Source organism: Gemmiger formicilis, assembly GCF_016900095.1.
GTDB classification, from domain to species: domain Bacteria; phylum Bacillota; class Clostridia; order Oscillospirales; family Ruminococcaceae; genus Gemmiger; species Gemmiger formicilis_A.
Map to the genome: position 1 here is coordinate 169,746 of NZ_JACJJP010000002.1, position 13,772 is coordinate 183,517.

Below are 13,772 nucleotides of genomic sequence, written 5' to 3' on the forward strand. Positions count from 1 at the left end.
TTTTCCTGAAAAGGCAACGAGGGGGCTTTTGTATCATGGAGACCATGCAGATGGAATTCTCCAAGCGGCTGGACCTGTTCGGTCCGGAAATCTTTGCGGCACTGAACGACAAAAAAATTGCGCTGGAAGCCGAAGGGCGCACCCTGTACAACCTGTCGGTGGGCACGCCGGATTTTCCCCCGGCACCCCACATCAAGCAGGCCCTGCTGGACGCGGCCGCCCAGGACGAAAACTGGAAGTACACCCTGCGTGACCTGCCCGAGATGCTGGAAGCCGTGGGCCACTACTATGAGCGGCGGTTCGGGGTCAAGGACATCACCCCGGACAAGGTCATGAGCTTTTCCGGCAGCCAGGACGGCATCGGCCACCTGGGCCTGGCCCTGCTCAACGACGGCGACACTGTGCTGCTGCCCGACCCCTGCTATCCCGTCTTCATGACCGGCATGCGGCTGGGCGGGGGCGTGCCCTGGTTCTACCACCTGACAGCGGAGAATCACTTCCTGCCCGACGTGCACAGCATCCCCGAGGAGGTGGCCCGCAAGGCCAAGCTGATGATCGTTTCTCTGCCGGCCAACCCGGTGGGCAGCATCGGTACCCCGGAACTGTACCGGGAAATCGTGGATTTCTGCCGCACCTACAACATTTTGCTGGTGCACGACAACGCCTACAGCGATATTATCTTCGACGGGGCGGAAGGTCACAGCGTCTTCAACACCCCCGGCGCCGAGGATGTGGCGGTGGAGTTCTTCTCTTTGAGCAAGAGCTTCAACGTCACCGGCGCCCGCATCAGCTTCCTGGTGGGGCGGCCGGACGTGGTGGCCGCCTGCAAGAAGCTGCGCACCCAGATCGACTTCGGCATGTTTGCCCCCATCCAGAAAGCCGCCGTGGCGGCCCTGGAAGGCCCCCTGGACGGGGTGAAAGCCCAGTGCGCCGTCTACCAGGCCCGGCGGGACGCCTTGTGCGGCGGGCTGCGGTCCATCGGCTGGCCGGTGCCGGACAGCCACGGCAGCATGTTCGTCTGGGCGCCGCTGCCTTCCGGCTGGCACAGCAGCATGGATTTCTGCATGGCCCTCATCCAGGAAGCCGGTGTCATCTGCACCCCGGGTTCCAGCTTCGGGCCGTCGGGGGAAGGCTACGTCCGCTTTGCCCTGACCCTCACCGAGGAGGTCATCCGTCAGGCGGTGCAGGCCATCGCCGACAGCGGCATCCTCACCCAGACAGAAGAATAAAACAATGCCAAAACGGCCGCTTTCCGGGGTCCAGCCCGCGGAAGGCGGCCGTTTTTTCGGCAAAATCCTGTCACAAAAAGGCAGGTTCGGGTGTACAGCAGGTGAGGAACCTCAAAACCGAGGAAAGGAGGGCTGACCATGTTTGGCCGTGATGCCCGGGAACAGACCCTGGCCCGGCTGTACCACCGGCAGTACCGCCGGCTGTGTGCGGTGGCTGCCGCTGTGCTGGGCGGGGACAAAGCCCTGGCCCAGGACGCGGTGCAGAATGCCTGGCTGCGGCTCAGCGCCCCCGGGGTGCGGGAACGCATCGAGACGGAGGACGAAACCCGGCTGCGGGGGCTTTTGCTGGTGACGGTGCGCAACGCCGCCCGCAACCTGCGTCGGGACAGCCGGGAACTGACCCTGCCGGAGGAGGGCTGGGCGGTTCTGCCCGACCCGGCTCCCGGCCCCGCCGAAGCCGCCGAGCGGGCCGATGCGGTGGCGGTGTTGCAGCGGGGGCTGCAGACCCTGCCCGCTGTGGACCACGATCTGTTGCTGCTGCGGTACGGGTACGGCTTTTCCGCCGCCGAAACCGCCGCCCTGCTGGACATGAGCGAAGGGGCGGTGCGCCAGCGGGCCCACCGGGCCCGGAAACGGCTGCGGCAATGGATGGAACAGGAGGGATACCATGACCGACCGTGAATTTGACGCGCTGCTGCAAACCGCCTGCCTGCGCCAGAGTGAGGCGGAAGTCCGGGCCGCCGGGATGATTCTCCTCCCCCGCAAGATTCTGCGGGCGGCGCTCATTGCCGCCGTGTGTGCCGGACTGCTGGTTTTGGGGGTGGCGGCGGTGTGGCCCAAACTGGAACTGAAACGCACCGGCCGGAACTCCTTTGCCCTGGAGGTGGAGGAACCCGCAGAAACCGCCCCGCCGGTGACCGGCATCACCTTTGCCGCGCTGCCGGAAGGGTACGCCATTGTGGAGAGCCATTCCGACCCCGGGGACCGATGGGCCTCGGTGACCATCGACGCCCCCGACAGGGAGCACCGGCTGGTGGTGTGGAAGTACGCCCTGGACTGCGGGCAAGGGTATAAGATCGAGAAGGTGGGCGGAACACTGCCCGAAGACCTGGACCCGGTGGAACAGGTGATGGGGGACTATGTGGTGCTGGACAGCGCCGACGACCTGACCCCCGACGCCCTGAAAGAGGGCAGCGTGGTGGCCTGGCCCACCGCCGACTATTATTATGTGGCAGACTATTTCGGGGTCAACCCGGAGGATGTGTGCACCATACTGGCAGGCATACAATAAAAAACAGCCGTTCCCGGCGGGGAACGGCTGTTTTTGTGTCAGACAGAAGAGAGGGAAAAGGATCAGCCGGGCTGCTTGCCGATGTAGGCCAGGATGCCGCCGTCGACGTACAGGACCAGGCCGTTGACGAAGTTGGAAGCATCGGAAGCCAGGAAGACGGCGGGGCCGCCCAGGTCTTCGGCTTCGCCCCAGCGGCCGGCCGGCGTCTTGGAGACGATGAACTGGTCGAAGGGATGACGAGAACCGTCGGGCTGGATCTCACGCAGCGGAGCGGTCTGCGGGGTGGCGATGTAGCCGGGTCCGATGCCGTTGCACTGGATGTTGTAAGCGCCGTACTCGGAAGCGATGTTCTTGGTCAGCATCTTCAGGCCGCCCTTGGCAGCAGCGTAGGCGGAGACGGTCTCGCGGCCCAGCTCGCTCATCATGGAGCAGATGTTGATGATCTTGCCGCCGCCCTGCTCGATCATATCGGGGATGACGGCCTTGGAGACGATGAAGGGGGCGTTCAGGTCAACGTCGATGACCTGACGGAACTGCGCGGCGGTCATGTCGCACATGGGAATGCGCTTGATGATACCGGCGTTGTTGACCAGGATGTTGATGTGGCCGACTTCCTCGGTGACCTTCTTGATGAAGGCGTTGACGGCGTCCTCATCGGTGACGTCGCAGACATAGCCGTGAGCGTCGATGCCGGCTTCCTTGTAAGCGGCCAGGCCCTTGTCGACCAGTTCCTGCTTGATGTCGTTGAAGACGATGGTGGCGCCGCAGTTGGCCATAGCGGTGGCAATGGCGAAACCGATGCCGTAGGAAGCGCCGGTGATCAGGGCGATCTTGCCGGTCAGATCAAAAGATTTCGGGGTGCAAACAGACATGTTAAAACCTCCCATTGTTTGTTGCAATGTATTCAAGGCGCCGGTCAAAGGCGCCGGGAACCGATGAAAAATCAGCGCAGGTCGGTGGTGGCGATGTTGTCCATGTCGTCAAACTCCATGTTTTCGCCGCCCATGGCCCAGATGAAGGTGTAGTTGGACGTGCCCACGCCGCTGTGGATGCTCCAGGACGGGCTGATCACCGCGTCGTAGTTGTGCATCAGGATGTGGCGGGTCTCGGTGGGTTCGCCCATCATGTGGAAGACCGCCTGGCCTTCGGGGATTTCAAAGTAGGTGTAGATCTCCATGCGGCGCTCGTGGGTGTGGCTGGGCATGGTGTTCCAGTTGCTGCCGGGTTCCAGGCAGGTCATGCCCATGGAAAGCTGGCAGGTCTTGAGCACGCTGGGATGGATGAACTGGTTGATGGTGCGCTTGTTGCAGGTTTCCAGGCTGCCCAGAGGCCGCTTGGCGGCTTCCTCAATGGTGATCAGCTTGGTTTCGTACCGGCAGTGGGCCGGGGCAGACACCATATAGAACTTGGCGGGATGCTCGGGGTCATCGCTCCGGAAGGTGACTTCCTTGGTGCCCTGGGTGATGTACAGGCAGTCCTTGTAGTTCATGTGGTATTCCACACCGTCGGCGGTAACCACACCGGCGCCCTCGCCGATGTTGAACATGCCCACTTCCCGGCGTTCCAGGAAGTAGTGGGTGCCGAAGTTGGCCCACACGTCGATGCCCTTGTCGATGGACACTTCCTCATGCACGGGCATGCAGCCCAGGGTGACCATGCGGTCAACGTGAGAGTAGACGGCCACGACCTCGTCGGCCTTATACAGGCCGGTGATCAGAAATTCGTTGCGGGTCTCTTCGGTGGTGTAGCGCTTGAAATCGCGCTGGTTGCAGGAATAACGGATATCCATGCGGCAAAGACCTCCCTGATATTTGCGGTTTTGGGGCCGGGATGCGGCGGCATCCTGACCTTGTATACAATCTTATTATAAACGAAAGTGGGGCGGTGCAAAAGTGTATACAAGCACAAGAATGGCGCCGCTTTTTTGTTTGGTTTGTCGTACAAGCACAAAGGCAGGGACGTTTTGGTCATGCGCCCGCCGCATAGGGCGAAGCCCCCGCAGCGCCTTCTCCTCAAAGCCTTTCCTGTGTAAAGGGAGCCCCGCAGTGCCTTCTCTCCCCAAAGCCTCCCCTGTGTAAGGGGAGGTGCCGCGCAGCGGCAAAAGGGTTGTCCATCCGCCGCCCGTTCCCGGACCCATTCGCTGTATTTCACAAAAACAACGCTGGATTTTGTACGTCTGCACGCGGTATGCGTACATAGTGAATTTATTTCACTTTACAAATCAAATACATTCAACTATAATCATGCTCATACGCTCAACGCTTCAAGGACGAAGCAGAAAGCGGCCCGGCCGGTCCCGGGCCGCTTTCGCGCCCTCTTGGCGCCGGGCCAACACCCAAGGAAGGGAAGGACGTCCATGCTCACGCTCGACAAGATCTATCACGCCGCCTTTGTACTGCGGGATGTAGCCCGCCGCACCGACCTGATTGCGGCCGAACGCCTGCACAGCGACAGTGAACTGTATCTGAAAACCGAAAACCTCCAGGTCACCGGCAGTTTCAAGCTGCGGGGTGCCTACTATAAGATCAGCCAGCTCACCGAGGAAGAGCGCGCCCACGGGGTCATCGCCTGTTCGGCGGGCAACCACGCCCAGGGCGTGGCGCTGGCGGCCACCCGGCTGGGCATTCCCAGCGTGGTGTGCATGCCGGACGGCGCCCCCATCATGAAGGTGGAAAGCACCAAGCGGCTGGGCGCCCGGGTGGAGCTGGTCAAGGGCACCTACGACGACGCCCACGACCGGGCGGTGGAACTGCAGAAAGAAACCGGCATGACCTTCATCCACCCCTATGACGACGAGCTGGTCATGGCGGGGCAGGGCAGCATCGGGCTGGAAATTCTGGACCAGCTGCCGGATGTGGAGGCCATCATCGTGCCCATCGGCGGCGGCGGCCTGATTGCCGGCGTGGCCATGGCGGTGAAGAGCCTGCGTCCCGAAGTGAAGATCTACGGCGTGCAGGCGGCGGGAGCGGCCAGCATGTACCGCGCCTACCACGACGGCACCTACGAGACCCTGGACCGGGTGGACACCTTTGCCGACGGCATTGCGGTGAAGACCCCCGGGGAAAAGACCTTCGAGCTGATCCAGAAGTACGTGGATGACATCGTCACGGTGAGCGAAGACGAGATTGCCGCCGCCATTCTGGACCTGATGGAAAACCAGAAACTGGTGGCCGAAGGCGCCGGGGCCACCCCGGTGGCCGCCGCCCTCTTCGGCAAGCTGCCCATTGCAGGCAAAAAGACGGTGTGCCTGGTGTCCGGCGGCAACATCGACGTGAACATCCTGTCCCGGGTGATCACCCGCGGCCTGATCATGAGCGGGCGCACCGCCAGCCTGATGATCGCCCTGGAGGACAAACCCGGCCAGCTGCTGCGGGTGTCGGACATTGTGTCCGCCTGCGGGGCCAACATCGTGTCGGTGCACCACGACCGGGGCGACACCAACATGGCCATCACCAGCTGCTTTTTGCGCCTGGGCCTGGAAACCCGGGATGCCGCCCAGATCGAACAGATCAAGACCCGCCTGAAGGAGGAAGGGTTCGAACTGGTAACCGAGAGGGCATAAAAAAGGCTCCCCTGTGCAAGGGGAGGCCTTCCGGTAGCGCTATTTCAATCCATTCCTTGCTCAGGTCCCCCAGGACCTGAGTAGGCCGTCGTAAGGTGGCCGCATCCCAACGGGGCAAGGTTTCTCACCCAACTATTGGCCGCTTTTCGCGGCCGACCCATTTCGGAAACAACGCTGCGCGTTGCTTTTTTGCATGGCGCGTAGCGCCATCGGGCGGCACAGCCGCCCGGGCAAAAAACGCCCTGGTCGGCGTCCACCGCGTCGAAACGGTGGGACTTTTCGCTTCCTTTTGGTCACAAAAGGAAGGACTAAACGGCAGGCAGCCGTTACCCAAGAAGTGAGAAACAAACCCACCGCCGCTGCGCGGCACCTCCCCTTACACAGGGGGGGCATTGGGGAAGGTTACAGCTGTACCCCGCCGGCCAGCAGTTCCACAAACTGCTTGGCCACCCGGGGACTGCGGCCGCCGGCCCGCAGCGCGAAGGCTTCGGCCCGCATCATCAGCTGGTCGGAGGGCATCTGCACCCCGCACCGCTGGGCCAGGTCCATGACGATGGTTTCGTACAGCGCCTTGTCCGGCCGCTGGAAGGTCACCGTCAGCCCGAACCGGGCGGACAGGCTCATCAGCTCCTGGCGGGTATCCCCCGCGTGGATGTCATCCCCCGCCATACGGTCGGACATGGTCTCCTTGACCAGGTGCCGCCGGTTGGAGGTGGCGTACACCGCCACGTTGCGGCTGCGCCCGCCCACGCTGCCTTCCAGAATGGCTTTCAGGGCGGCAAAGTTGTCGTCGTTGGAAGAAAAACTCAGATCGTCGATGAAGAGGATGAACTTCAGCGGATTGTCTGCCAGATCATCCATCAGCCCCGGCATCTGGTACAGCTGGTGCTTCTTGATTTCCACCAGCCGCAGCCCGTCGCCCCGGAACTCGTTGACCAGCGCCTTCACCGTGCTGGACTTGCCGGTGCCCGCGTCGCCGTACAAAAGCACGTTGGCTGCCGGCAGACCCGCCAGCAGGGCCTTGGTGTTCTCAATGATCTTCTGCCGCTCCCGCTCATAGCCCGGCAGCTCGCTGAGCCGCTGGGGGTCCGGGTAGCGCACCGGGGTCAGCTTGCCCTCCTCCAGGGTAAAGACGTGGTACCGGGCAAAGATGCCGTACCCCGCATGGGGCACCTGCCGCCGCCGGGCCGCGTATTCCTTGGCAAAGCGCAGCTCCGGCTCCACCTTCCAGGGTAAGGGCATCTGGTTCAGCAGGGCGTCTCCGCCTTCCAGCGGCGTCAGCAGGTCCGCCAGGGTCAGCGACCCCGCCGCCTGCAAAACGCTCAGGTCCCGGGCCAGATTGCCCTCCGCCACCTCCCCGGCACCCTGGGGCGTCTGGCTGTGACGGATGCACAGGTTGTCGTCATTGAGCACAATGTCCAGCAACACCCGGCTCCAGTTTTCCCCCCGGGGCAGCAGGGAAGCCTCAAAATCGGCCACGGCGTCCGCCAGCGGGGCGGCGTTGCCGGAATAGCCCAGCGCCGCCTGCAGCATGGCGGTGAAACGGCGGACGGTTTCGTCCCGCAAAACGCCCCGCAACACCACCAGCGATCCCAGACGGACCGAAAGGTCACGGATGGTCATCATATACAAACTCCCCCTTTGATAACGTCCAACAGACAAAGTCAGGCTGACCCCAGTATAAACGTTCGGCCGCCGGTGCGCAAGGGTTTGTGAAAATTACTAAAATCCTGTTGACATCGGGAAAAAAATGCGGTACAATTCAATATACACTTTACCAAGCTAAACAGCTGAACTGCTGTGATGGGAACCAGTAACGCCCCACACCACCAACAGAGAGCTGCCGGCCGGTGCAAGGCAGCGGGCAGGCAGGGCGCGAAGTCATCCCGGAGCAGGCCCGGTGAATGTCCAGTAACCGGACCCGGAAGCACCCGTTACCGTGCAGGGCTTTGCTTGAAGCCTGATGAGCGGGCATGGACGCCATGCCAAGAAGAGTGGTACCGCAGAGAGCCTACACGGCCTTTGTCTCTTGGAAACAGGGGACGAAGGCTGTTTTTTTACACTCTCCGGGCCGTTGGCGGCCCACTGGGTAAGAAATACGAAAAGAGGAATCCAGAGCAACGAAAGGAGTTGTCCACCATGCTGTTGACCGGCGCACAGATCTTTGTGGAAGTCCTGGTGGAACAGGGCGTCGATACCATCTTCGGCTATCCCGGCGGTGCGGTACTGAATCTTTATGACGAATTGTATAAAAGCTCCGATAGAATACAGAATATTTTGACCGCCCACGAGCAGGGCGCTGCCCATGCGGCAGATGGTTACGCCCGGGCCACCGGCCGCACCGGCGTGGTGCTGGCCACCAGCGGCCCCGGCGCCACCAACCTGGTCACCGGCATTGCCACCGCCTATATGGACAGCGTGCCCATGGTGGCCTTCACCGGCAACGTGGCCACCAGCCTCATCGGGCGGGACAGCTTCCAGGAAGCCTACATCGAAGGCATCACCATGCCCATCACCAAGCACAATTACACGGTGCGCAAGGTGGAAGACCTGGCCGACACCATGCGCAGCGCCTTCCGCATCGCCCAGAGCGGCCGCAAGGGCCCGGTGCTGGTGGACATTCCCAAGGATGTCACCGCCAACAAGTGCGAATTCACCCCCAAGGCCCCGGAACTCATCCGCACCGTCACCCGGGTGGATGAAGCCGAAGCCCGGGAAGCCGCCGAGATGATCAACAAGGCCCAGCGCCCCATCGTCTACTTTGGCGGCGGCGTGCGCAGCGCGGCGGGCTGCCAGCCCCTGCGGAACCTGCTGAATAAGGCGGGCATGCCCGCCACCCACACCCTGATGGCCGCCGGCGTTCTGGGCTATGGCGAACCCCACAACCTGGGCATGCTGGGCATGCACGGCAGCTTTGCGGCCAACAAGGCCATTGCGGAAGCCGACCTGGTTCTGGCCGTGGGCACCCGCTTTTCCGACCGGGTGGCGCTGAACCCCGACACCTTCGCATCCAAGGCGAAAATCATCCAGATCGACATCGACCCCAGCGAGATGGGCAAGAATGTGGATGTGGACCTGTGCATCTCCGGGGACGCCGCCTATGTGCTGCAGGCCATTCTGCCCTACGTGGAAAAGACCGAACACAAGATGTGGATGGAACAGATCCGTTCCTGGCAGAAGGTGGACTACCGCCCCCAGGACAGCGAAACCGAACTGCGGCCCCACCAGCTCATCGATGAGCTCTGCCGCCAGGCCGGGCCGGAAGCCGTCTATGTCACCGACGTGGGCCAGCACCAGATGTGGGCGGCCCAGTACCTGCACCACACCAAGAGCCGCGGTTTCCTCACCAGCGGCGGCCTGGGCACCATGGGCTTCGGCTACGGCGCCGCCATCGGCGCCCAGATGGCCCTGGGCCGGGACCAGCGGGTGATTATGCTCACCGGCGACGGCTCCTTCCACATGAACCTCAACGAAGCCTGCACCGCCGTGAGCTACCATCTGCCCATCATCACCGTCATCTTCAACAACTCGGTGCTGGGCATGGTCCGGCAGTGGCAGACCAGCTTCTATGAAGGGCGCTACTCCGCCACCGACCCTCACCGCCACACCGACTTCGTCAAGCTGGCCGAAGGCTTCGGCCTCAAGGGATACCGAGCCACCAACCCGGCGGAATTCAAGGAGGCCCTGGCCGACGCCATGAAGCAGGACGGCCCCACCTGGATCGACTGCCGCATCGGCAAGGACGAGCGGGTGCTGCCCATGATCCCGGGCGGCGGCGACATCAACGACATCATCATGGAATAAAGGAGGGCTCAGCATGAAAAAGGAAACGCACAGCGGCCCGCCCGCCGATCGCCGCCGGGTGATCAGCCTGCTGGTGGACAACCAGAACGGCGTTCTGGCCCGGGTATCCAGCCTGTTCTGCCGCCGGGGCTTCAACATCGACAGCCTGACCGTGTCGGCCACCAACGACCCCGCCGTCAGCCGCATCACCGTGGCCACCCACGGCAAGGACCAGGAGATCGAACAGCTGATCCTGCAGACCGAACGGCTGGAAGTGGCCCGCCAGGTCTTTGAGCTCAACGCCGACAACAGCCTGCAGCGGGAACTGCTGCTGCTGAAGGTGGCCTGCACCACCGCCAACCGCGCCGAACTGCGGGAGATCGCTTCCATTTACAAATCCAAGATCATTGATCTTTCCCCCGACAGCATGGTGTTTGAACTCACCGGCAAGCCGGAAAAGATCGACGCCTTCCTCAAGATGTTCGAAGGGTACGAGATCCTGGAACTCTGCCGTACCGGCGTCACCGCCCTGGAACGGGGTGGCAAGCACCAGCACATGCAGAAACCGCCCCAGGAAGTGCGGGCCGCCCAGCTGCCCCTGCCCGGCACCCACTGCCCGGAGCCCTGACAAATCTGTTTCCCGGAAAAACCTTATTATAAAAATGTAATCAGCAAAGGAGAAATGAACCCATGGCTATCAACAAGTACTACGATTCCGACTGCAACCTCGGCGTGCTGGACGGCAAGACCGTCGCCGTTATCGGCTTCGGCAGCCAGGGCCACGCCCACTCCGAAAACCTGGCCGAAAGCGGCGTCAACGTCGTCGTCGGCCTGCGCAAGGGCTCCGGCCACTGGGCAAAGGCAGAGGAGTTTGCCGCCACCCATCCCAACTTCAAGGTGATGGAAGTGGAAGAAGCCGCCAAGGCCGGCGACATCGTCATGATGCTGGTGCCGGACGAGCTCTGCGCCGACATCTACTATAACCAGGTGGCTCCTTACATGACCGAAGGCAAGGCCCTGGCCTTTGCCCACGGCTTCAACATCCATTTCAAGACCATCACCCCGCCGAAGAACGTGGACGTCATCATGATCGCCCCCAAGGGCCCCGGCCACATTGTCCGCCGCCTGTACACCGAAGGCGAGGGCTGCCCGTCCCTGATCTGCGTGGAGCAGGACTACACCGGCAAGGCCAAGGAGATCGCCCTGGCCTACGCTTCCGGCATCGGCGCCGGCCGTGCGGGCATCCTGGAGACCACCTTCAAGGAAGAGACCGAGACCGACCTGTTCGGTGAGCAGGCTGTGCTGTGCGGCGGCGTCTGCGAGCTGATCCATGCGGGCTTCGATACCCTGGTGGAAGCCGGCTACGCCCCCGAGATGGCCTACTTCGAGACCTGCCACGAGATGAAGCTCATCGTCGACCTGATCAACGAAGGCGGCTTCGACAAGATGCGCTACTCCATCTCCAACACCGCCGAGTACGGCGACTACCGCACCGGCAAGCGCCTGATCACCGAGGAAACCCGCAAGGAGATGAAGAAGGTCCTGACCGAGATCCAGGACGGCACCTTCGCCAGCGAGTTCCTCACCGAGATGAGCCCCAAGGGCGGCCGCAAGGTCCACTTCCTGGCCGAGCGCCGCATGCAGTCCGAGCACCTCATCGAGAAGGTGGGCAAGGAACTGCGCCAGATGATGAGCTGGCTGAAGAAGTAAGCTCCAACCCCAAAAACAACAGCACGGCCGCCCCGGGCGGCAGAGGAGGATGTGCCCCATGCACAGCGATAACGTCAAGAAGGGCCCCGAGCGCGCCCCCAACCGCAGCCTGTTCTACGCCCTGGGCTATACCCCGGAAGAACTGGAACGCCCGCTCATCGGCGTGGTGTCCGCCTACAGTGAGATCGTGCCCGGTCACATGAACCTGGACAAGATCGCGGACGCCGTCAAGGCCGGTATCCGTATGGCCGGGGGCACCCCGGTGCTCATGCCTTCCATCGGCGTGTGCGACGGCATCGCCATGGGCCATATCGGCATGAAGTATTCCCTGGCCAGCCGGGAACTGATCTGCGACAGCGTGGAGACCATGTACATGGCCCACCAGCTGGACGGTCTGGTTCTGGTGCCCAACTGCGACAAGATCGTGCCCGGCATGCTTATGGCCGCCGTGCGCATGGATGTGCCCGCGGTGGTCTGCTCCGGCGGGCCCATGCTGGCCGGCCGCTACGGCGGCGAGGAGGTCAGCCTGTCCAAGATGTTCGAGGCGGTGGGCGCCTACAAGGCCGGGCTCATCAACGACGAACAGCTGGAAGACTGCACCTGCAACTGCTGCCCCGGCTGCGGTTCCTGCTCCGGCATGTACACCGCCAACAGCATGAACTGCCTGTGCGAGGCCATCGGCATCGCCCTGCCCGGCAACGGCACCATCCCGGCGGTCTACGCCAAGCGGCTGCAGCTGGCCAAACGGGCCGGTATGGCGGTTATGGACCTGGTCAACCGGGGCATCACCGCCCGGCAGATCGTCAACGAGCGGTCCATCCGCAACGCCCTGACCTGCGATATGGCCCTGGGCTGCTCTACCAACACGGTGCTGCATCTGCTGGCCATCGCCTACGAGGCGGGCGTGCCCATCGACCTGAAACTGTTCAACGAGATCAGCGCCAAGACCCCCAACCTCTGCCATCTGGCCCCGGCGGGCCCCACCCATATGCCCGATCTGTACGAGGCAGGGGGTATTCCCGCCGTGCAGGCCGAACTGGCCAAGGCGGGGCTGCTGGACCTGGAGGTTCCCACCGTCACCGGCAAGACCCTGGGCGAGAACATCGCCGGGGCGAAGATTCTGGACCAGAAGGCCATCCGACCCATCGACAACCCCTATTCGGTCAACGGCGGGCTGCAGATCCTGTGGGGCAACATCGCCCCGGACGGCTGCGTGGTCAAGCGCAGCGCCGTGGCCCCCGAAATGCAGCACCACACCGGCCCGGCCCGGGTGTTCGACAGTGAGGAGACCGCCATCACCGCCATTTATAATGGGGAAATTCACCCCGGGGACGTGGTGGTTATCCGGTACGAAGGCCCCAAGGGCGGCCCCGGTATGCGGGAGATGCTCAACCCCACCAGTGCCCTGGCCGGTATGAAGCTGGACACCACCGTGGCCCTGATCACTGACGGCCGGTTCTCCGGCGCGTCCCGCGGCGCGGCCATCGGTCACGTCAGCCCGGAAGCGGCCTCCGGCGGGCCCATCGGCCTCATCAAGGAAGGGGACACCATCGAGATCGACATCCCCAACGCCTCCATCACCCTGCATGTCAGCGACGAGGAGCTGGCGGCCCGCAAAGCGGCCTACCAGGCCCCCGAACCCAACGTCAAGAGCGGCTGGCTGGCCCGGTACGCCCGCATGGTCACCTCTGCCAACCTGGGCGCGGTGCTGCGCTGATTTTACCCTTTTCACAGCCAAAGAAAAGATCCTGCCTGTTTGGGCCGCGCCGCAAGGCGCGGCCCTTTTTGCGGTGCGGCGCCCCAGGGCTCCCCTGTGTAAGGGGAGCTGGCGCCGAAGGCGACTGAGGGGTTGTTTTGCCGCCCGGCTGCCGGGGAGGATCGGCTGGCAGCCTTCCTTTTTGGCAAACGGTCGGTTTCCTGACAAACGGTATCTGCCGCGGAGGCTTTCCTTTTCGTGCCCGAAAAGGAAACGAAAAGGGCCCGCCGTTCCGATGCGGCGGCCGCCGGCTGGGGCTGCGGCCCCAGACCCCGAGATGCGGCCACCTTGCGACGGCCTACTCAGGTCCTGGGGGACCTGAGCAAGGAATGGATTTGAATGGTACTTCCGAAAAGCCTCCCCTGTGCAAGGGGAGGTGCCGCACAGCGGCGGAGGGGTTGTAAACCATGCCTGATTTCCCGTTACCGGGCAATACTGTCA

11 protein-coding genes and 1 other annotated feature are annotated in these 13,772 nt (G+C 63.0%); of the genes, 8 read left to right on the plus strand and 3 right to left on the minus strand.

What is annotated here, in order from left to right; all coding sequences use genetic code 11:
* Positions 1 to 35 precede the first annotated feature (35 nt).
* The 3 genes from H6B15_RS01755 (at position 36) to H6B15_RS01765 (ending at position 2,520) form a co-directional block, all read left to right on the plus strand.
* Positions 36 to 1,229 carry a pyridoxal phosphate-dependent aminotransferase gene (locus tag H6B15_RS01755; protein ID WP_430661822.1) on the plus strand — a complete coding sequence of 398 codons (1,194 nt, stop codon included), beginning with the start codon at positions 36 to 38 and terminating at the stop codon, positions 1,227 to 1,229.
* A 138-nt stretch (positions 1,230 to 1,367) separates the two neighbouring features.
* Positions 1,368 to 1,910 carry an RNA polymerase sigma factor gene (locus H6B15_RS01760; protein ID WP_204645409.1) on the plus strand — a complete coding sequence of 181 codons (543 nt, stop codon included), beginning with the start codon at positions 1,368 to 1,370 and terminating at the stop codon, positions 1,908 to 1,910.
* A complete protein-coding gene (locus H6B15_RS01765) occupies positions 1,897 to 2,520 on the plus strand; it encodes a hypothetical protein (RefSeq protein ID WP_204645411.1) in 624 nt (207 codons plus the stop codon). Before H6B15_RS01760 ends, H6B15_RS01765 begins: the two co-directional genes overlap by 14 nt.
* A 62-nt stretch (positions 2,521 to 2,582) precedes the next feature.
* Here the strand turns inward: H6B15_RS01765 and H6B15_RS01770 are convergent, their stop codons facing one another.
* A complete protein-coding gene (locus H6B15_RS01770) occupies positions 2,583 to 3,392 on the minus strand; it encodes a gluconate 5-dehydrogenase (RefSeq protein ID WP_204645412.1) in 810 nt (269 codons plus the stop codon).
* Positions 3,393 to 3,463: 71 nt separating this feature from the next.
* On the minus strand, positions 3,464 to 4,309 hold the full coding sequence (kduI, locus tag H6B15_RS01775; protein WP_204645413.1) for a 5-dehydro-4-deoxy-D-glucuronate isomerase: 846 nt from the start codon (positions 4,307 to 4,309) through the stop codon (positions 3,464 to 3,466).
* A gap of 567 nt (positions 4,310 to 4,876) precedes the next feature.
* Here kduI and ilvA point away from each other — a divergent pair.
* The gene (ilvA, locus tag H6B15_RS01780; RefSeq protein WP_204645414.1) at positions 4,877 to 6,082 is read left to right on the plus strand and encodes a threonine ammonia-lyase; all 1,206 of its coding nucleotides are present in this window, start codon (positions 4,877 to 4,879) and stop codon (positions 6,080 to 6,082) included.
* A 402-nt stretch (positions 6,083 to 6,484) separates the two neighbouring features.
* Here the strand turns inward: ilvA and H6B15_RS01785 are convergent, their stop codons facing one another.
* Entirely contained in the window at positions 6,485 to 7,708 is a 1,224-nt protein-coding gene (locus H6B15_RS01785) for an ATP-binding protein (protein ID WP_345941908.1), read from the minus strand.
* Between the two features lie 165 nt (positions 7,709 to 7,873).
* Positions 7,874 to 8,108: a binding site (T-box leader), on the plus strand.
* Positions 8,109 to 8,221: 113 nt separating this feature from the next.
* Here H6B15_RS01785 and ilvB point away from each other — a divergent pair.
* The 4 genes from ilvB to ilvD all read left to right on the plus strand — a co-directional run bounded on the left by ilvB (position 8,222) and on the right by ilvD (position 13,292).
* Positions 8,222 to 9,886, plus strand: a complete 1,665-nt coding sequence (ilvB, locus tag H6B15_RS01790; RefSeq protein WP_204645415.1) for a biosynthetic-type acetolactate synthase large subunit — start codon at positions 8,222 to 8,224, stop codon at positions 9,884 to 9,886.
* 13 nt (positions 9,887 to 9,899) lie between these two features.
* Complete coding sequence (gene ilvN, locus H6B15_RS01795; protein ID WP_204645419.1) at positions 9,900 to 10,493, plus strand: acetolactate synthase small subunit; 594 nt, start codon at positions 9,900 to 9,902, stop codon at positions 10,491 to 10,493.
* A gap of 62 nt (positions 10,494 to 10,555) precedes the next feature.
* Positions 10,556 to 11,575, plus strand: a complete 1,020-nt coding sequence (gene ilvC / locus H6B15_RS01800; protein WP_204645421.1) for a ketol-acid reductoisomerase — start codon at positions 10,556 to 10,558, stop codon at positions 11,573 to 11,575.
* Positions 11,576 to 11,633: 58 nt separating this feature from the next.
* The gene (gene ilvD, locus H6B15_RS01805) at positions 11,634 to 13,292 is read left to right on the plus strand and encodes a dihydroxy-acid dehydratase (RefSeq protein ID WP_204645423.1); all 1,659 of its coding nucleotides are present in this window, start codon (positions 11,634 to 11,636) and stop codon (positions 13,290 to 13,292) included.
* The last annotated feature ends 480 nt before the right edge of the window (positions 13,293 to 13,772 follow it).